General features: G+C 48.7%; 20 protein-coding genes. 9 read left to right on the top strand and 11 right to left on the bottom strand.

What is annotated here, in order from left to right; all coding sequences use genetic code 11:
• Positions 1-16: 16 nt before the first annotated feature.
• The 4 genes from P1P86_04425 to P1P86_04410 are packed head-to-tail and all read left to right on the top strand — an operon-like array spanning position 17 to position 5,184.
• A complete protein-coding gene (locus P1P86_04425; protein MDF1574422.1) occupies positions 17-1,264 on the top strand; it encodes a CotH kinase family protein in 1,248 nt (415 codons plus the stop codon).
• A complete protein-coding gene (locus P1P86_04420) occupies positions 1,261-2,946 on the top strand; it encodes a hypothetical protein (protein ID MDF1574421.1) in 1,686 nt (561 codons plus the stop codon). Before P1P86_04425 ends, P1P86_04420 begins: the two co-directional genes overlap by 4 nt.
• Complete coding sequence (locus P1P86_04415) at positions 2,936-3,649, top strand: DUF2490 domain-containing protein (GenBank protein MDF1574420.1); 714 nt, start codon at positions 2,936-2,938, stop codon at positions 3,647-3,649. Before P1P86_04420 ends, P1P86_04415 begins: the two co-directional genes overlap by 11 nt.
• Positions 3,646-5,184 (top strand): CotH kinase family protein, encoded by a 1,539-nt coding sequence (locus tag P1P86_04410; protein ID MDF1574419.1) that lies wholly within the window; start codon positions 3,646-3,648, stop codon positions 5,182-5,184. Before P1P86_04415 ends, P1P86_04410 begins: the two co-directional genes overlap by 4 nt.
• Positions 5,185-5,207: 23 nt before the next feature.
• Here P1P86_04410 and P1P86_04405 read toward each other — a convergent pair whose 3' ends face one another.
• The gene (locus P1P86_04405; protein MDF1574418.1) at positions 5,208-6,788 is read right to left on the bottom strand and encodes a peptide chain release factor 3; all 1,581 of its coding nucleotides are present in this window, start codon (positions 6,786-6,788) and stop codon (positions 5,208-5,210) included.
• Positions 6,789-6,848: 60 nt separating this feature from the next.
• Here P1P86_04405 and P1P86_04400 point away from each other — a divergent pair, with 60 nt between their 5' ends.
• A complete protein-coding gene (locus tag P1P86_04400; protein ID MDF1574417.1) occupies positions 6,849-7,316 on the top strand; it encodes a GAF domain-containing protein in 468 nt (155 codons plus the stop codon).
• Between the two features lie 7 nt (positions 7,317-7,323).
• Here the strand turns inward: P1P86_04400 and P1P86_04395 are convergent, their stop codons facing one another.
• Complete coding sequence (locus tag P1P86_04395; protein MDF1574416.1) at positions 7,324-7,692, bottom strand: response regulator; 369 nt, start codon at positions 7,690-7,692, stop codon at positions 7,324-7,326.
• A 73-nt stretch (positions 7,693-7,765) separates the two neighbouring features.
• On the opposite strand from P1P86_04395, the gene P1P86_04390 reads away from it, so the two are divergent.
• From P1P86_04390 to P1P86_04380, 3 genes are all read left to right on the top strand, one after another.
• The gene (locus tag P1P86_04390; protein MDF1574415.1) at positions 7,766-8,086 is read left to right on the top strand and encodes a hypothetical protein; all 321 of its coding nucleotides are present in this window, start codon (positions 7,766-7,768) and stop codon (positions 8,084-8,086) included.
• A gap of 15 nt (positions 8,087-8,101) precedes the next feature.
• Positions 8,102-9,802 carry a PAS domain S-box protein gene (locus tag P1P86_04385; protein ID MDF1574414.1) on the top strand — a complete coding sequence of 567 codons (1,701 nt, stop codon included), beginning with the start codon at positions 8,102-8,104 and terminating at the stop codon, positions 9,800-9,802.
• 218 nt (positions 9,803-10,020) lie between these two features.
• Positions 10,021-10,293 (top strand): acylphosphatase, encoded by a 273-nt coding sequence (locus P1P86_04380; protein MDF1574413.1) that lies wholly within the window; start codon positions 10,021-10,023, stop codon positions 10,291-10,293.
• Positions 10,294-10,305: 12 nt separating this feature from the next.
• On the opposite strand, the gene P1P86_04375 is transcribed toward P1P86_04380, so the two are convergent.
• Genes P1P86_04375 through P1P86_04335 form a run of 9 tightly spaced genes read right to left on the bottom strand, consistent with a single transcriptional unit; the run spans position 10,306 to position 19,027 of the window.
• A complete protein-coding gene (locus P1P86_04375; protein MDF1574412.1) occupies positions 10,306-11,115 on the bottom strand; it encodes an SH3 domain-containing protein in 810 nt (269 codons plus the stop codon).
• Positions 11,112-12,956, bottom strand: coding sequence for a BatD family protein (locus P1P86_04370; GenBank protein MDF1574411.1), 1,845 nt, complete (start codon positions 12,954-12,956; stop codon positions 11,112-11,114). The genes P1P86_04375 and P1P86_04370 overlap by 4 nt, the downstream gene beginning before the upstream one ends.
• Positions 12,957-12,965: 9 nt before the next feature.
• Positions 12,966-13,703 carry a hypothetical protein gene (locus P1P86_04365; GenBank protein MDF1574410.1) on the bottom strand — a complete coding sequence of 246 codons (738 nt, stop codon included), beginning with the start codon at positions 13,701-13,703 and terminating at the stop codon, positions 12,966-12,968.
• 6 nt (positions 13,704-13,709) lie between these two features.
• Positions 13,710-14,756: a VWA domain-containing protein gene (locus P1P86_04360; protein ID MDF1574409.1), complete on the bottom strand. Its 1,047-nt coding sequence runs from the start codon at positions 14,754-14,756 to the stop codon at positions 13,710-13,712.
• 2 nt (positions 14,757-14,758) lie between these two features.
• The gene (locus tag P1P86_04355) at positions 14,759-15,745 is read right to left on the bottom strand and encodes a VWA domain-containing protein (protein MDF1574408.1); all 987 of its coding nucleotides are present in this window, start codon (positions 15,743-15,745) and stop codon (positions 14,759-14,761) included.
• A 5-nt stretch (positions 15,746-15,750) separates the two neighbouring features.
• Positions 15,751-16,731, bottom strand: a complete 981-nt coding sequence (locus P1P86_04350; GenBank protein ID MDF1574407.1) for a hypothetical protein — start codon at positions 16,729-16,731, stop codon at positions 15,751-15,753.
• A 1-nt stretch (position 16,732) separates the two neighbouring features.
• On the bottom strand, positions 16,733-17,596 hold the full coding sequence (locus tag P1P86_04345; protein MDF1574406.1) for a DUF58 domain-containing protein: 864 nt from the start codon (positions 17,594-17,596) through the stop codon (positions 16,733-16,735).
• Between the two features lie 3 nt (positions 17,597-17,599).
• Positions 17,600-18,019 carry a hypothetical protein gene (locus P1P86_04340; GenBank protein MDF1574405.1) on the bottom strand — a complete coding sequence of 140 codons (420 nt, stop codon included), beginning with the start codon at positions 18,017-18,019 and terminating at the stop codon, positions 17,600-17,602.
• 12 nt (positions 18,020-18,031) lie between these two features.
• Positions 18,032-19,027 (bottom strand): AAA family ATPase, encoded by a 996-nt coding sequence (locus P1P86_04335; protein MDF1574404.1) that lies wholly within the window; start codon positions 19,025-19,027, stop codon positions 18,032-18,034.
• A 148-nt stretch (positions 19,028-19,175) separates the two neighbouring features.
• Here P1P86_04335 and truA point away from each other — a divergent pair, with 148 nt between their 5' ends.
• Positions 19,176-19,961, top strand: coding sequence for a tRNA pseudouridine(38-40) synthase TruA (gene truA / locus P1P86_04330; protein ID MDF1574403.1), 786 nt, complete (start codon positions 19,176-19,178; stop codon positions 19,959-19,961).
• The last annotated feature ends 15 nt before the right edge of the window (positions 19,962-19,976 follow it).

Raw genomic sequence — 19,976 nt, 5'->3', positions numbered from 1 at the left:
ATACAAAAGGGGAAAAATGATACCTGTCAGAATTCTTATACCGGCCGTTATCCTGATCTTAATAACTGCCTGTTACAGGGAGATGGAACTCCCCGCTGAGATTGATAAGGTTTTTGAACTCAGGGTTTCACCTGAAATGCAGGAGTTTATCTATGACAGCCGGGATACCGCATACTCCATATCTGAAACGGGAATGTCTTTTCTTATGGACGACCAGGCCCTGGAACTGAAAGAGATCAGGACCCGGGGAAAAAGCGCTCTCCGCTTTCAGCGCAAAAGTTTTACGGTGTTCCTGAATGTGCCCATACTCCTGGAAAGACCGGACGGACTTGAAACCCGGCTTCTCAGCAGGTTTAAGCTGATTTCCATGGCCATGGACTATACCTATATCGAGAACCGGATTGCTTTCGGAATCCTGGAGGAGCAGGGAATTTTTCCCTTGTTCTACAGGTATGTGGAACTAAAAATAAACAGCGAGACCCAGGGGATATACCTGCTGGTGGAGGATCCCGAACAGTACTACCTGGAGAACGGTTCAGAATATATTCTGCGCCGGGGTTATTACCACAGTATTGATGATGCGGAATATGAGCCTTCCACCCATCTGATCCCCAGGGAAGAGTATGAAGATCGCTTTCAGGAGATTTATTCCAGCCTCACTCAGCTACAGGGAGAGGATTTGTATATGGCACTGAGCGAACGTTTGAATCTGGACCAGTATTTCCGGAAGATGGGCATTGATTACCTGCTGCAGAATGGCGATTATACCGATGAGGTCTATCTCTATGCCCGGATCCATCAGGATCAAATCAGGTTCAATATTATTCCCTGGGACTACGACGACCTTTTCCGCTCCGTCCCTCATGAAGTGGGGATCACCTGGGGAACAGGCACCCTATTCGGAAAACGCAGCTATCCCACGCATCAGGATGTGCTGAATGAGATCGGAGATAAAATGATATTCTCCATCGAGGATGACCTGGACTATATCATTGCCATGGACCCCTATCTTTATGGCCGTTATATAAACACACTTGCCGGAATGCTAGAGAAAATGAATACGGGGGATTTTGATATCTTGTTCCAGCAGACCCGGGATGAATTGATTCCTTTCTATTATAACAAGGAGGTGATTTCACAATCCCGGTTTGACCAGACCGAAACAAGCTATCAGCTCTGGGAAAAAAATATGTCAGAAAAAAAGGCATTCCTGAGGGAACGTCTGACAGAGATGAAACAACAACTTAAAGAGATTCAGCCGTGAGAAGAATATGGATTTCCGTTCTGTTTCTGTTTGCAATTCTCTTTTCATGCACACGGATTCAGCTGGAACTGACCCTGGATGAGCTGTCCGACAAGGAAAACTACACCGGTTCCATGTTATTGGATTGCAGTACTTATATGGGCGAAAAAGTGGAGCGGATTCTTGTAAACGGATCAGAGAATCCCGACAAAGGCATATTGGAGCTTCAGGAAGCCGGATATTACCGGATAGAGATCTTTCTGAAAGGCATGGAAGCGGATGATCCTGAACTGATCCGTTTGGTCATCCTCGATCCGCAGCGTGGAGAAACTGAATGGGGATTACCTCCATGGACCCCGGCAAAGCCGGAGCAGGGTGAATTGGGGGATCAGACGGTAAAATTGATTTATCCGCCTTCCGCTCCCACAGGCATCTCCATTCCACTGATCGCAGTACTTGGAGAAGAGCTTACCCTTTCGGGGGATAACCTGGATGCTCAAATCGGCCGGCAAAGCTTTAGAATCAAGAGAGGGGTAGGTTCTGTTCAGGTCCCCGAAGATCAGAGAGAACAGGCAGTGGAGATAGATAACAGGAGCTTTCCGCTGCTGATAAACTCCCAGAATAATACCCCACTCTCCCTGAGCGGAGTTCTGGACGCTGACAGGCACTATCCGGCCGGAAGCTACATTCATATTCCGGGTGAGCTGAACATTCCCGAGGGCATCACTTTGAGCATTGGCAGCGGTAGTTTTATCACCATTGCCCCGGAGGTTGATATCCTTAACAACGGACATTTGTTTTTTTCCGGATCAGCCAGGGCTCCTGTCACCGTAACCTGCAGTGAGAATGAAGGCTACTGGGGAGGTTTTATCGGGACCTCCGCCGGGAACTGTTTAGAAGCTGCTTACACCATTTTCAGCAGGAGCGGTTTCCACACCGGAGGGGATTACAGTTATGGACATGCCGGCCGACAGGCACTTTTCTATGGCGAAAATGGAGAACTGGCTCTGGATCATTGCTACATGATCGACCATATCGGTCAGATTTTCTATCCAGTTTCCTGCGACCTGGAACTGAGCGATTGCCTGATTCAAAGAGCCAAAACCGGGGGACAGGTGAATCAGTCGGAACTCCTTATGGAACGGTGTGTCTTTACGGACTTTCCAGACGACAGTGATGACTACAGGGATGAGGATAACGACGGACTGTATCTGAATGAGACCAATGCCGTTATTTATAACTCTGTGTTCATGTATGCCAAGGATGACGGACTCGACAGCGGGGCCAGTGGCGGCGGGGAGGTAATCATAAACTCCTGCAGGTTCGAAGCCAATTTCCATGAAGGGGCTGCTCTTTCCAGTGGACACACTTCGGAAAAGCTGCATCGCATCCGAAACTCCCTCTTTATCAACTGTGGCCAGGGGCTCGAACTGGGATACAGCAGTGTAAATCACCAGGTGGAAGTGGACTCCTGTCAGTTTATCCGCAATGGGATTGGAATCAGGTATGGCGACTGTTACGAAATGCCCCACCATGGCTCCATGCATGTGGCAAATTCCAGGAGCCTGGAGAACAGCGTCTATGACGTATGGAACATGAACAGGGAGCACTGGGAAGCCGACACCTTAAAACTGAGCTTTTCAAATGTGACCGTAAGCAAGCTCAACCCCATGTATCCGGAACTCCTTACAGATGAAAGATAATCCATATATAAAAGCCGCCGGCCCGGGTAGCCGGATTGGCGTTTCGCTGCTGCTGATCCTGTTGACAAACCTGCTTGGCGCGCAGGATCTTAAAGTGGTTCGCGACCTTCACCTGTGGACGGGGGCAACCATTGAAAAAAAAGTCGGGAAAGACTGGGTTTTATCTCTGGAGGAAGAGATCCGTTTTAAGCACAACATCAGTGAGATCAATAACTATCATACGGGATTGGGACTGCGTTACCGGATCAATAAAAACTTTGCACTGGAAGGAGGATACAGATATACCAGGGATAAGAAGTCGGACAGGAGCTTTGAAAACCTGACGCGTTATCATCTGGATCTGAGGTATGCAGGCCGGATGAACCCTGTAAGCATCACCTACCGCCTGCGATACCAGAAGGAGGTGGAAGGATTCAGACTCATGGATCAGCGGATCGATTACGAAAAGTATGTGAGACAGCGAATCAGAATCAGGTACGAGAACTTTGCCCGGGTTGAACCCTTTGTTTCCCTGGAGATTTTCCAGCTGTTCAGGCCTGATTACAACGCCAGGTTTTATTATTTCTGTTTACTTGGTGGTATAAAGTACGAACCGGGAAAGCTGGGAAGCCTGGGTTTTGCCTATGGATTTTACCATGAGATAGAGGAACTGGAGCCAGCCATGAACTTCCTGTTCAAAGTAAATTACACCTATCGGTTTTGATTGCTTCTAACTATATTCGTTTAGCCTGCTTCCTCCTGCTTTTAACCACACTCCTCACGGGAGGCTGCTACAAGGAGCAGGTGATCCGGGATCCGGAGGTGCAGGTGCCCGCTAAGCGGGTTTTTGAATTTGACCGGGTAAACGCCTTCGTCGATCTGCAGGAGCGTATGCTGCTCTATACCCTGCCATCCGATACCCTCCCTTCATTCAGGCCTCAGGTGAATTTTGGGGAGTATTCTGCAATCTCTATAAATGGACGGGAGCTGGTTAACGATGAAATAAATGATCTGGGGGAGGTGATGGTGAATCATCCATACAGGGTGGTGGCGCAAAGCAATACCGGGACAGATACCTTTCAACTATTCTTTACAAATCTGCCCCTGGTCCATATTTTCACTGAATATCCGATCCGGGACGAACCCAAATCCTTGAGCTGGATGGAGTTGCAGTTTTCCACAAAGGATGCCCCGGGAAGCCGGACAGTCGGGTATGCCACTTATGCGGGGATCGAGATACGGGGAAGAACCTCGGCCCAGCTTGAGAAAAAGTCCTACGGAGTGGAGCTTTGGGAGAATATCTATGAAAAGGACCGCTCCGCTCCTATACTGGGCATGCGTTATGGAGAGAACTGGATCCTGGATGCCATGTATGTGGATAAGCTGCGCATGCGGAATAAACTGTCTTTCGAGCTCTGGGAGAAGATATGGAGCCGGAAGAGCGGGTCACCCTGGAGGACGGTTCATCCGGGTATCCAGGAAAAATTTGTAGAACTATTTATTAATCAAAGATATATGGGCCTGTTTTGCCTCACTGAAAAACTGGATGAATCCTTAATAAACCTCTCTGAAGGTTCTTCCGGTTCGGAAGGAGTACTCTATAAGGCCATTGACTGGAACGGCGGAGCAACCGCATTTACCACTTATAACAGCGCTCCTCCTGAGTCCTTTTTGTGGGAGGGGTGGGAACAGGTCTTCCCGGATGATCAGGAGTGTTGGGGTCCCCTTGCCGAACTCCGGAAAACGGTAGTCCTGGATGAGGATAGACTCTTCAGGGAGAAAATAGATACGCTGATTGACCTCGACTGCATGGCCGAATACTATCTCTTCACCAACCTGATACTGGCACATGATAATATTATTAAGAACTACTACCTGGCCCGGTATCCGGAGCAATCCCGTTTTCTGATCCTGCCATGGGACCTGGAAGGCTCCTGGGGAATCATGTGGCATGGAGAAGAGAGCTCTACCAATGGTCTTTTGGAAAACGGGCTCTTTAACAGACTTCTGGAGCAGGAGGAGGGTGAGTTCCAGGAGCTGCTTGAATCAAAATGGGAGAACTACAGGGAGTCGGTCTTCTGTCTGGATTCATTGCTGGCTCCCGTGAGGCAATACACAGACCTTCTTAAAAGGAGCGGTGCAGTTGAGCGGGAGAATTTTAGATGGGCCGGTGAAAACATCGACCTGGATCAGGAGCTCCTTTATTTCATGGAGTGGACCGCCCTGCGCCTGAAATACCTTGATCTGGTGTTTGATTGAGGTCCTTGAGGGAAGGAAGCAGATCAGAACTCCGAACTGAAGTGAAAGGTGATCTCCGGGAAATTTTCCCGGGCCATCTGCAGGGCATAGGGCGATTCGGCCATGTAGACCTCCCGTCCCTCCTTGTCTGTTGCCAGCTGCTGATACTTTCTGAGCCTGAAATCCTTCAGCTTTTCAGCATCTGCGGTCTCAATCCAGCATGCTTTATGCATGGAAAGCTGCTCATACCTGCATTTAGCGCCATATTCATGCTCAAGCCTGTACTGGATCACATCGAACTGAAGCGCACCCACAGTACCGATAATTTTCCGGCCATTGGCAACGCTCACAAACAGTTGAGCGACCCCTTCATCCATTAACTGTTCCAGTCCTTTTGCCAGCTGTTTGTATTTCGTGGAATCATTATTCTCCACGTAACGAAACATCTCCGGCGAAAAGCTGGGCATACCCCTGAACTGGAGTACCTCCCCCTCGGTGACAGCGTCACCGATCTTGAAGTTACCCGTATCATGAACCCCGACAATATCGCCCGGACAGGCTTCATCGATTACGGATTTTTTCTCCGCCATAAAAGAAGTGGGACTTGAAAACTTCATTTTTCTTCCGGTCCGGACATGTATATAGGTTTTATTCCGCTCGAAGATACCGGAGACAACCTTAATAAAAGCAAGACGGTCGCGGTGATTGGGATCCATATTGGCATGGATCTTAAACACAAATCCGGAAAATTTCTCTTCAGCGGGTTCAATTCCCCGCTGTTCCGTCTGCACGATCCCGGGCGCAGGGGCCACCTGTATAAAGCAGTCCAGTATATCTTTTACCCCGAAGTTATTCAGGGCACTGCCAAAGAAGAGCGGGGCCGTGCCTCCCGAAAGATAATCTTCCCTGATAAACTCGGGATACACCCCGCCGATTAGTTCCAGCTCTTCCGCCAGACGGGCGGAGTGCGGGGCGATATGTTTCTGAAACAAGGGGTCTTCGAGGTCGCGGAACTCCAGCAGCTTGCCAATAACCTGTTTGCTGCTGCTTTCGAAAGAACGAAAGGTTTGGTCGAAGCGATTGTAAACACCCCTGAAATCAGGACCCATACTTACAGGCCAGCTAAGGGGGTGGACACGGATTTCCAGTTCCTGCTCAATTTCATCAAGCAGTTCAAAGGGGTCCAGGGCCGGACGGTCCAGTTTGTTGACAAAAACCATAACCGGGGTTTCTCTCATCCGGCATACATTCATCAGTTTTCTGGTTTGCGCCTCTACTCCTTTGGCTGCATCGATCACAATAATAACACTGTCTGCAGCCGTCAGGGTCCTGTATGTATCTTCGGCAAAATCCTCGTGGCCGGGAGTATCCAGGATGTTTATTTTTTTACCACCGTATTCAAAGCCCATCACGGAGGTGGCCACAGAGATTCCCCGCTGCTTCTCAATCTCCATAAAATCGGAGGTGGCTGTTTTCTTGATCTTATTGGATTTTACGGCTCCGGCCACATTGATGGCTCCGCCAAAAAGCAGAAACTTCTCGGTCAGGGTGGTTTTACCTGCATCCGGGTGACTAACAATGGCAAAGGTTCTTCGCCTTTCTATCTCTTCTTTTAACTTCATCATTGAAAATGATGGCCAAAGATAATAATTCCTATTTTTGAGCACCCATTAAAACCAATATAAATGGACGATAAAAAGAAAGCAGGTCGCTATTTACGGATCCAAAGGCAACTGGAAGGACTGCTTCCCAAAACAGAGGATCCCCTGGCCAGGATGGCCACCATCTGTGCAGTATTGCATCATAAGATGGATGACTACTTCTGGACAGGGTTTTACCTGTACAAATCAGACAGATTGATTGTTGGACCCTACCAGGGTCCGGTGGCCTGCCAGGAACTGGAGAAGAATAAGGGAGTATGCTGGGCTTCCCTGAATGCCTCTGCCCCTGTTGTGGTTCCGGATGTCCATACCTTCCCCGGGCATATCGCATGCGACTCCCGGTCCAGATCCGAGATCACCCTGCCGGTCTTCAATCAACAGGGAGAGATCACAGCCATCTTTGATGTGGATTCGGACCGACCGGCTTCATTTAATAGTGTCGACCAGCTTGCGCTTACCAGGATATTGGGATTGATCCATAAAGCATTCTGAATGGAGCCTATGGGGCCAACTCCCTGATCTTGGCCTTAATTTTTTCTACGGAGTAAGGCTTGGTGACCAGCTCATCAAAGCCGGCATCGGTATAGTCTTCGAAGAACATATCCGGATTATGAGCGGTAAGTGCAATTACCGGAATGGCATTCAGGGGCGAAGGCAGTTCCTCCCGGATATACCGGGTTGTTTCCACGCCATTCATCACCGGCATCTCAATATCCATAAATACCACGTGAATCACCTGGTTCCTGAGAATTCCAATAGCCTCCTCCCCGTTCTCGGCTTGTACAGCTTCATTTCCGGTTAACTTAATGAGTTCGGAAAGCAGGTAGCGATTGGTATAAATATCATCAACGACCAGGATTCTAAGCATAGTCAGGTGCATTTCAAGAGTGACGGTAAAAATAGAAAATAATAACTAAATTTAGTGCTTACTGCAGCAGTGGATGATAGAACTGGATAAAAAGGAGATGATCATCCGTTACAGTGCAATTGCTTTTGTGCTGGGAGCGGTCCTGACAATCATCCAGTACGCTTTGCTGCTTTATGCCCGTGACGCAGTCTTTTCATTCCGTCTGATAGCCAGTCTGCACAACGATCTGCCTCTTCTCTATCTGCTCGACCTGCTTGCCCTTCCGTCTCTGTACTTCGGTGCCCGCATAGCCGGCTGGTGCTTTAAGCAAATGGATACGCTTGCACAAAGGATCCGGCAGGAAACAGCAAAAAATGAGGAGTTCAGGCAATTCACCAATGCGCTGATTGCCTGAGATCTTAAAAGCCAGATGGAGTTGAATCTTACCGATCAAAACCTGTCCGATACTTTGAATGAACTGAAGGCTTCGCTCTTAAGAAACCGGGAACTGGAACGCCAACGACGCCTGGATGACCGGCAGCGAAACTGGATATCGGAAGGGCTGGCCAGATTCGGGGATATCCTGCGTGAGCACTCTCTGGATATGGAGAGCATGACCTATGCCGTGATTTCGGGTCTGGGTAAAGCGAATCCCAACTTCCTTCTTATAGAACCCCTGATCTGGAATGACCAGGTATTCGGGATCATTGAAATGGCCTCGTTTAACAGACTGGAGGAGTATAAAATCCAGTTTGTGCAGCGTGTGGCAGAGAATCTGGCCACCACCATCAGCACCATGGAGAGCAACCTGAAAACAGAACAGCTCTTGAAAGAGACCCGGGCCCAGGCAGACCAGCTCCTCATTCAGGAAGAGCAGGTCAGACAAAACATGGAGGCCCTTAAGCTGGCCCAGGAGAAGGCGGCCAGGCAGGCCGAGATCTTTATCAGTTTCACCAATACGGTGAACCATACCCTGATGCGAGCCGATTACAATGCGGACGGCATTTTACTCTATGCCAATACGAGGTTCCTGAAAAAGATGGGATATGCCGGGAACAGAGAGCTTCAGGGAAAGCATATCTCCACGTTTATCCATGATAAGGACCGCAAGTGGTTTGATTCACTCTGGGAGGAATTATCAAAAGGGGGAAGGCACTTTGAAGGCTATATGAAGCATGTGACCAAAATGGGCCAGGACCTTTGGAGTATGGCCACATATACCTGCGTAAGGCAGGATGACGGGAGTGTGGAGAAGATTCTATTTCTGGCTATTGATTCCACCGAACAGAAAAAGCAGGACCTGGATTATGAAGGGCAGATCGAGGCCATCGACCGCCTCAATGCCAAGGCCGTCTTCTCTCCCGACGGAAAGCTTCAGTCAACCAACAGCCTGTTTGGCGAATCCCTGAAATACTCCATCATGGAGCTGGCCCGGATGAACGTTTTCGATTTCTTCTCCACGGCCGAGCAGGAACGATTCAGCGAGATCTGGGAGAATGTGATCCGGGGGGAAGCCTTCCAGGGACAGTTAAAGATGATTTCCAAGTTTGAAGAGGAGTTATGGTTCAGGGCCACCTTCCTGTCCGTGAACGATATGTACGGAGAGGTGGAGAAAGTGATCTACCTGGCCAGCGAGATCTCCAAAGAAAAGGAAATGGAGTTTGCTTCCAGGAAGCAGCACAAGAAACTGATCCGCCAGGAGGAAGAATTGTGTCTGGCCACCCTGGACTTAAAAAAGAAGCTTGAAGTAAGCAGGCTTCAGAGAAAACAGGAACTGCTAAGGTTTGAAAAGGAGCTGAAACAGTATGTTCATGTGCTGGAGGAGCTTCCCTACAGTCTGATCACCATAAACAATATGGGATTCGTTCGATTCTTCAACAGGCATGCTAAGAAGCGCTGGAAAATGAGACAGAAGGAGGTTCTTGACAGCCGGGTTGAAAAACTGTTCCTTGCCGGAAAATCCTCGGAAACCATTGCCGGATTTATCGATCCTGCCAGAAAAAAAGCAACGGGAATATTCAAAGACCAGGAGCTTCAGCTACCCGGAAGACCAGGTGAGAAAGTAAATCTGATGGTGATCAGCACAGACCTGGAGGATGAACTCCTCCACTCACTCCTTATTCTGCCCTGATCCGGGAAATAATCTCTTTGGAGTCAGGTTTTTTCCAGGGTGGAACATGCCCCGCCAGTGGCCCTCCCTCGTCGATCAGGCAGAAGAAAGCAAGAGAGCAGAAACTCAGTCAGTTGTTTCGGACAGGTCTCATGTTCGGTGGACTTTTACTCTTCCTGAAACAAGCGATGACAACGCTTGTTTATAATATTCTTTTAAATTTGATCAAGCATACTCATATGATCAGTCAGTTCGAGATTATCATTACCGGAAGAGTCCAGGGAGTTGGATTCAGAGCTGCCGCCAGAAGAGAGGCCCGGGCCATGCAACTGAAGGGTTGGGTAGAGAACCTGCCTGGTGGAACGGTCAGGGCAGTGATCTGCGGAGAAAGGGAACCTTGTACCCGTTTTATAAACTGGTGCAGGGAAGGAAGCGCTTATAGCTGGGTGGAAGGAATTGAACTCAGGGAGATGAAACCGGAACAACTGGGCCCATTCACCATTATCTATTAAAAGGATGCTTTTTCAGATGGATTCAAAATCCTGAGACATAATCCAGCCTTCTCGTCCGTCAATAAGCTTAATGTTCTGCCAGCCGGACACTTCTTCCTTGACCTTAATTTTTGTTCCCTCATGCAAAACAAACAGTTCTGTTCCACTGGTGCTGGGAGAGCTTCGGACAACCACCGATGGCGCCAGGATAATGCCTGTATCCGGACTGATAATATCGCGATGTCTCGATAGCGCAGAGGAGAAGGCGATAAGAAACAGCAGCAGAGCAATAAGACCACTGATGAAGCCGGTTTTTTTTATACTCATGTTTCTGGAGAACAGGAATATCAGAAGACCGGCAAGGATGATCGTAAAAAACACCAGGGCCAGGAGACTCCATGTCAGCTCAGGAAAAATCCGGACAAACCATCTGATCCACATACCAATAAACAGGCTGGGCACCTCTTCAAATGCATCCATGCGATATTGTGAAACAAAATCCAGGTTGTGAAGGGCATCTTCGTGAGCAGGCTCCATTTTTAATGCTTTCTCATAATAGAGAATGGCGTGACCGATACTGTTTGCGCGATAGGCTGCATTGCCCATATTGTAATACAGATCGGCTGACTCAAATCCGCTAAGGATCACGGCATTATATTCTTCCAGAGCCGATTCGAACAATCCTTGCTGATACAGGTCATTGGCATGGTCAAACAGCGAGTCTGTATCTGCCTGTTCCAGTTGAATCTCTGGTATATCGCTAAGAAAAATGGTATCTCCGGAGGCTTTCAGAAAAGAGCTCCAGAAAAACGTTAAAATGATAAATATGGATCCCCGTTTCATTTCAGACTGTTTTCAAGATTCTTGATCAATTGTGCAGCATCCTTGTAAAGGCTGCTCATATCACTTCTTTCAGAGGTGGGTGCAAACCTTGAGAATTCGCTTTCCTCCAGAATTCGGAGCAATTCATTTTGCTGTGCCTGTGGAACCTTACGTTTTGTAATTTGTTCCAGAACCACCTCCCTGGAAAGTCCGGAGGTCTCTATATTCATTTTATGAGAAAGGTAGCCCCAGATGGCTTTCCCGATTTCTTCATAGAATCTGTCCGGATCATCCGCTTTTCTGAAGCGATCCGCTTTCTTCAAACCGGCACGGGCCAGGCTGCCGGCTTTCCGGTTGCGTACCAGGGATAAATCTGCATTTCTGCGGGCTATCAGGCGAATCAGGATTATAAGCAACACTGTTAGCAGAAGGGAAAGCGGATAGAACCATCTGTACCAGACCGTTCCAAACAAAGAGCTGTTCACCTTGCTAAACACCGGGCTAAGTCGGGAAATATCCCGGATATCCGTTCCCAGATTCCTGACATTTTCCCGGACCACGCCCGGCGCATATACCTCCCCGGTATTATCATCAATCTCCCCCTTGAGCACGTTGAAACTGAATTCTTCAGTTAAGGTGGTTTTGTAAGACCCTGTAAGGGGATCAAACCATGCAAATTGCACCGGGGCAATCCTGAATCGTCCCGCATGCCGGGCAATGATGGGATATTCAAAAGTGACCGAACCGGAAATACGGTTCCCGGCTGTGCTGATCTGGAGAGACCGGGTCACATCATACAGGTCATGATCCGGCGGAAGGTTTACTTCCGGCTCACCCATCAGGGGAATATTACCAGCTCCGCTGACAGTGATTTTCAGACTCAGAGCCTCATTGACTGAAATCTCGCTGGCGGAGAGCTCAGCTTTCATGTCGAATTCACCCACCGCACCCGTAAATCCCACAGGCGCTCCTGCTGGTAAAGGTTTCACATGGATCTTTACCGGAAGAGTTGCCAGGGTGACAGGCACATCCTGATAGCTGTTAAAGAAGGGGTCGTCGAAAAAAGCATCTATGGGATTGTTACTTCTCTGACGCTCCACTCTTTGCTGAATCATCCAATCAGATGTATAGGGAGCAATTTCCAGATCGCCCGATTTCTGAGGGATCAGGATATGACGGTGTATAACCTGGCTTACGTATACCTGTCCGTTGATCTCCTGCTGCGCCGCATTCGCATCGGGTTCCAGGCTTTGCTTGTAAAAACCTTCATAAGGCAGATCACTGGCAGCCGATCCGGGCCTGGTATTTATCCGGGTGAAGATCTTTAAGCCGGAAACAAACTGCTCCCCGATATAGACCTCTTTTTTGGAAGGGATCACTCTCAGGAACACTGGCTCATCCGATGACGAATTCACCTCTGCCCCATCCTCAGTACTTTCCCGGCCAGCCTGTCCTGCAGATCCCTGCGCAGCACCGGTTCTGCCAGTAGTTACCGTAATTTCCACTTCATTGGTGAGGTATTCCTTTCTGCCCACTTTGAGAGCAAGGGCCGGAATGGTAAATGTGCCTTCCTGAACCGCCCTGAATACGTAGGTGTAAGAGACCAGGGTTTTCTGAGTCATCTTCCCGTTGATCCAGTTTGAATGAGACGAGTAAGATGAATATGGTCCGGCCAGCAACTCGAAATTATCGATGGCAGGCATCCTGACTTCGGCCCGTTCAGATCCCTCGATCACATACTGGAACTGCTCGCCCACCTGTACTGGCGATGGTGCCGATGCAGTGAATACAACATCCTGGGCAATCAGCAGCATGCTGAAAAAAGTAAGCCCGGTTACAAATGCCATTCTGTTTTTACCCATGATCTGAAATTACCAATCCTTTTCTGTTTTTACCTTGGCTGCCGCCGCTTTTTTCTCATCCACCTTCTCCTTCACCTCTTTTTCCTGCTGCTGAATAGCATTCAGCAAGCGCTCTGCATCCTCTTCGGATATCTCTCTGGGTTGAGTCTGCGGCTGGTCCCGGTTCTTTTCCTGATCCTGTTCTTGCTGGTCCTGGTTCTTTTCCTGGTCCTGTTCTTGCTGGTCCCGGTTCTTTTCCTGCTCCTGCTGTTGCTGGTCCTGTTCTTGCTGGTCCCGGTTCTTCTCCTGCTCCTGCTGTTGCTGGTCCTGGTTCTTTTCCTGCTCCTTTAACTTCTCCATGGCGTAAGCCAGGTTATACCTGGTATCCTGGTCAGCAGGATTTTTCCGCAGGCTGTTTTTATAGGCTTCAATGCTTGGAGCATACTGCCGGGATTCGAGGAGACTATTCCCGATATTGTGCCAGATCTGAGCCAGCTTTTCATCCTCACCTGTCTCCTGAAGCAAGGATTCGAACTGATTGACCGTCTCTTCAAATTTCTGTTGCTTATATAAGGCGGCACCCGTGTTAAATTCTGCTTCATAAGACTCCTGGTTGATACTCTCAGCTTTGCGAAACTGAACTTCAGCTTCTTCGAACTCGCCATCACCGTAAGCCCGGATACCATCACGAATCACCTTTCGTTCATTTTGCCCGTAGACAAGAATAAACGCCGTCAGCATCACCAATGTCAGAACAGATCTTTTCATACTGCTTTATTTTTCGTCTGTTTTAAACAAATTCAGTCGCAAAAGCAGCCAGCTTCTCCTGGAACGAAGAAAGAATTCGAGCACCAGGAAAAGGAGGGCAAAACCGGCAAAGTATTGAAAACGTTCGGCAAACTCAGCAAACACCCGGGTTTTCAGTTCAGCCCTTTCCAGCTTATCCAGTTCATCAATTAAATTGTTGATCCGGTCGCCTGGTATATAGGCTCCGCGGCCCTCCTGGGCCACCTCCTTCAATAAGCTTTCATTTAGCTTGCTTACCACCACATTCCCGTCGCGATCCCTCCTGGTGGCCTTGCTGCCGGGAGAAAGAGGTACTGGAACCCCGTTGGGGTCTCCCAAACCAACCGTATATACCTTAATCCCCTTTTCTGCGGCTTGAGCCGCCTCCCCCACGGCATCATCCTCATGATTCTCACCATCTGTGATAACCACTATGGCCTGGTTGGGCACACCCTCTCCGGTACGAAGCTCTCTCTCTTCCGTGGAAAATGAACGGGCGGCCAGATAGATGGCCGAACCAATGGCGGTGCCCTGTTTAGAAACCATATCCGGACCTGCTCCTGAGAGAAACATCTTTACACTGGGATAATCATCCGTGATGGGGATTTGTGTATAGGCTTCACCTGCAAAGACAATCAGCCCGATCTTATCATTGGACATGCGATCCACCATCCTGTTAATCATTTGCTTGGACCGCTCAAGCCTGGAAGGCAAAACATCTTCGGCCAGCATACTGTTGGATACATCCAGGGCAATAATAACCTCCCGCCCCTTGTGCTCCACTTCCTGCAGTCTCGATCCTATGCGGGGTCCGGAGGCAGCAATGATCAGCAGCACCGTACCCGTGAACAGAAGGATGAATTTCCAGTGCTGTGCCCAGACAGAAGTGTCCGGCATCAACTCCCTGAGCAAGTCCTGGTCTCCCATTCTGCGCAATGCGCGTTTGCGGTGCTGCCAGAAAAGTATATAGCCAAGAATCATTAGACCCGTGGCCAGCAGGACCCATAATATTTCCTTATGTGCAAACTGGATCATCCTTAGGGTATTGTTCTGAAAATGGTATATCTGAGTAAGATTTCAGCTAACAGCAGAATCAGGGCTGCCAGCAGGAAAGGGAAATACTCTTCTTTTTTCTTGCTGAACTGTTTTACATCCAGCCGGGTCTTCTCCAGCTGATCAATCTCCTGGTAAATCTCCCGTAGTTTGTTATTATCTGTCGCCCTGAAATAACTTCCTCCCGTAGTTTCAGATATTTTCCGGAGAACCTCTTCATCTATCTCAACTGGTACATCCCTGGTAAGCGTCCTTCCGAACATATCCTGAGCCGGAACAGGGGCTGTGCCTTTGGAGCCCACGCCAATGGTATAGACCCTGATATCAAAACCCGCTGCGATTTCTGCTGCTGTTACGGGCCCCACGTCCCCACTGTTATTAACTCCATCGGTCAGCAGAATGATTACCTTGCTTCTCGCTTTGCTCTCTTTGATACGATTCACTGCAGTAGCCAGTCCCATTCCAATGGCAGTCCCATCTTCGATCACTCCAAAGTCTATCTCGTTCAGGAAGTTTACGACCACCGCCCTGTCTGTGGTCATAGGGCACTGGGTAAAACTCTCACCTGCAAAAACGACCAGTCCAAAGCGGTCATCCTGCCTGGCATTCACAAATTCAATCCCTACATTTTTTGAAGCCTCCAGCCTGTTGGGCCTGAAATCCATGGCCTGCATGCTCCCCGACACATCCATACAGAGAACAATATCTATTCCTTCCGTGGTAACCTGTTCCCACTGGTTGGACGACTGTGGCCTGGCCAGCACAACAATGATCAATGTAACAACAGCCATTCTGAGAAAAGCCAGGAGATGCCTCAGCCAGATCCTGTAAGATCCGAGGCGTTCGTCCAGGTTTTCAAATCCGGATAATTTCATGGGTGCACTTCCTTTTCTTCCTCTCCAGAGATACCAGGCCAGCATCAAAGGGATCAGCACCAGGGCATAGAAGAAAGCCGGATATGCAAATTCAATACTGCTCATGGACGGTCTTCTTGTTTTTCTTCCTGACGATAAAAAAGCGGATAGGTTTTCTGTACAAAAAAATAGACATTGTTCAGATGCGTCTGATTATCTAAAGGAAGGGGATCCTCTCTGGCAAATTTAACCAGGTCGGCAAGCTCCAGCAATTCACTGAGCATCTCTTCAAGCAGCTTGTCTTCCAGATTGACCTTTCTGAAGGCGTAAAGTATCTCCTCTGTGGTGCTCTCCATGGCCGCAATGCCATATTGCCTCTCAATATACCGCCTGGTGATCTCCGTCAGTCTGGTATAATACTCTTTTACCAGGCCCCTGGCCCATATCTTCTCATTCTTCAGTCTGTCCAGCTCCCTGAATGCAATAATATGGGCAGGTTCCTGCGACTTTTGCATCTGCCCTTCCGGATCCTTCTTCCTTTTTAAAAAACGCAGCAGCAGCCAAACGACTGCCCCGACAAGCAACAGTCCTCCCAATCCTGCAGCTGCCCAGGGAAGCACTTCTCTCAGGGTGAGCGGCGTATTGACAGGAGGTTTGATGGGCTTAATCTGCCCGGCAGTGTCTACCTCCGGTGCATAAACACGGAGTACTAAAGGCATGCTTCTGGCCGTATCGGGCAAAGCACCCCTCATATAGATAACCTCCTGCGAAGGCACCATCTGCAATCCCGGTTCGAATACCGTTATCAGATAGCTTTGCTCCACCACCTTTCGGTCCCCCGACACTATGGTATCTGAGGAGAGCGGGGATAGCACTTCCAGGGCACGGTTCAGAGTATCTGAAATTGCAGGCAGAATAAAATCCACCGCACTATCGGCATCAACACGAAGGGTATACTCGATCTGGTCCCCGATCATTAGCGAGTCCCTGCTAAGCAGCGATTGCACCCTGATGAGCTGCCCCTCCGCCGGCAGGTTCAGCAGCAGGAACAGACTGCTTATCAGAAGTCCTTTGCTTTCTCTTATGGCCCTTACAATAAACATATCAGCGTTGTTTAAACAGGCCTATGAGGGGTTTTACATAGTCTTCACCCGTGCGGATCGATACCGAGTCCACACCGGCCCTTGAAAATATCTCCTTCATCATTTCCCGATGGCTCTCCCACTTTATGGCATAACTTTCCCTTAATTTCCGGCTGGAGGTATCGATCCAGCGTTCCTTACCCGTTTCGGCATCCAGAACCCTGAGAAGACCAACTGCCGGAAGTGAAGTTTCACGTCTGTCGTAAACATGGAGGGCTGCTACATCGTGTTTATTATTTGCAATCTGCAGGGAGCGGGCGTATCCCTTGTCCCTGAAATCGGAAATAAGGAAAGCTGTACACCGTTTCTTAATGGCATTGGTCAGGAATCTAAGACTCTCCGAGATATCGGTCCCCTGGCTTTCCGGTTTGTATTCGAGCAGTTCACGGATAATCCTCAGTATGTGTTTCCTGCCTTTCTGAGGCGGGATAAACTTTTCAATCCGGTCACTGAACAGGATCACTCCGATCTTATCATTATTCGCTATGGCAGAGAAGGAGAGAACTGCAGCGATCTCCGTGATCAGTCCGCGCTTCAATAGTTCCTGCGTGCCAAAATCGCCGGATCCGCTTACATCGATCAGCAGCATCACGGTCAACTCCCGCTCCTCTTCAAATACCTTTACATAGGGGTGGTTGAAACGGGCGGTCACATTCCAGTCAATGCTTCTGATATCGTCGCCATACTGGTACTCTCTCACTTCAGAAAAGGTCATGCCCCTGCCCTTGAAAGCGCTGTGATACTCCCCGGCAAAAATCTGCCGGGAGAGGCCCCGGGTCTTGATCTCGATTTTCCTTACCTTCTTTATAAGATCTTTTGCTTCCACCTATTATTTCCTTGCTTCTCTTACAGTAAAATACCATTCCTGCCGTGTCAGCGTTACATATATCATATCACGCTTCAGTTTATAGGCCCATTCCAATTCCCCGGTCTTTTCATATACCCCGTTTAACTCTTCTAGTACCTCATCAAATTCCCCGTAGTCACATACCAGCTTAGTACTCTTACAAATATCCTCCTTATTAAAATAGAGGATCCAGGTTCGCGTTTTAAGTCCGTTTACAAACTTCAGATAGTTGAACTGCTGGTTTACTACCGAATGGTCTTTCCTGAACTCCTTATGCTTGTTTTTCACCAGTACACGCACCTCCTCCTTGCTCAGTCCGATCATGGATTGCCCCTCTATGTTTCCGGGTGAAAACCACAGGAAACTGGCAAGCAATAAGATGTATGGGGAAAGGCTTCTCATAAGATGATCCGTTTAGGGCACCTCCACATGATTAAGAATCTCAGAGATGATATTCTCCGTGCTAATATTCTCCGCCTCGGCTTCATAGGTCAAACCAATACGGTGCCTCATCACGTCATGACAGATCGCCCGGATATCTTCCGGAACCACATAACCCCTTCGTTTTATAAATGCATATGCCTTTGCGGCCCTGGCCAGATTGATACTGGCTCTTGGAGAACCACCGTATTGAATCAGCGGCACAAATTGTGCCAGTCCGGCTTCCCTGGGTTCGCGGGTGGCAAATACAATATCCAGGATATAGTTTTCAATTTTCTCATCCAGATATACTTCCTTCACCACCTCGCGAGCCTTCATGATATCGGATGGCTTTAAGATGCTGCTGGCAACAGGAAACTCACTGGCAAGATTTTCCCTTACAATCAGCCGCTCCTCTTCCCTTCCGGGATAATTGACCACCACCTTCATCATAAACCGGTCCACCTGCGCCTCCGGCAAGGGATAGGTTCCCTCCTGCTCAATGGGATTTTGAGTGGCCATCACCAGAAAGGGGCGTTCCAGTTTATAGGTGGTGTCCCCGATGGTCACCTGCTTCTCCTGCATGGCTTCCAGCAAGGCGCTCTGCACCTTGGCCGGGGAGCGGTTGATCTCATCGGCCAGGATCAGGTTGGCAAAAACAGGACCTTTCTTCACCACAAATTCCTCCTTTTTCTGACTGTATATCATGGTACCCAACAAATCGGCCGGCAGGAGATCGGGAGTAAACTGGATTCTGCTGAATGAAGCGTCTATGGTTTGCGAAAGTGTACTGATGGCCAAAGTCTTAGCCAGTCCGGGAACCCCTTCCAGAAGGATATGTCCGTCGGAGAGCAATCCGATAAGCAGGCGGTCAACCAATCCCTTCTGTCCGATAATTACCTTCTGGATCTCCAGGGTAATCAAGTCCACAAATTCACTCTCTTTCTTTATCCGTTCGTTGAGTTCTTTAATGTTTATGTCCTGACTCATATGATGGATTCTTTTATGTTAATAATCATATTGTTAATCCTGTCCCATTCGCGGAGAACAAAAATAGCAGCGAAATTTACCAATCGAAAGGAAGTGGGGGTTAAAAAATGTTAAGAAAAGGGTAAATTTATCCACGGAACAACGATGCATGAGCAGGTATTTTATACATATGGCCTATGACGGCAGTGATTATTACGGCTGGCAGATACAGCCCGATAAACCCACGGTGCAGAAGGTGCTTGAACATGCCCTGTCCATATTATTAAAAAAAAAGACAGCTGTAACCGGCGCCGGGCGGACTGATGCTGGCGTTCACGCCACATACTTTATGGCCCACTTTGATCTGAAGCCGGAGATGCTTATAACCGGGTCCGGCTCTTCGGCCGATCCCGATCCATCGTCTGATCGCTTCCTCTTCAAACTGAACCGTTTTCTTCCTCCCGATATTGTAGTCTATAAGATTTTTCCAGTCCAGGAGGATATGCATGCCCGTTTTTCAGCCCTATACCGGACCTATCAGTACCATATTTCATCCATAAAACCGCTTTTCCAGCGGAATTACTGTCATTATGTCTACGGAGAGCTGGATACGGAGTCGATTCGACACTGCTGTCAAATAATCCTCGAAAACTCTGACTTTACAAGTTTTGCAAAGTTGCACACGGATGTGAAAACGAATAACTGCAAGCTGATCCGTGCCTTATGGAATGAGGTGGAGAATGGTTATGTATTTGAAATAACAGCAGACCGTTTCCTTCGGAATATGGTAAGATCCTTAACGGGCACCCTTCTGGACGTAGGCCTTGGAAAACTGGATGCAGATGCTTTTAAGAAGATTGTGGAGGCAAAGGATCGTGGTAAAGCAAGCTCGTCTGCTCCGGCACAGGGACTGTTCCTGGTGGATATCGGATATCCGGGCAATCGATTTTCCTAGCCTGGCAGGCCGTAT

The organism is Bacteroidales bacterium (assembly GCA_029210725.1).
GTDB lineage: Bacteria > Bacteroidota > Bacteroidia > Bacteroidales.
This window is presented reverse-complemented; position numbering and strand designations above follow the sequence as displayed.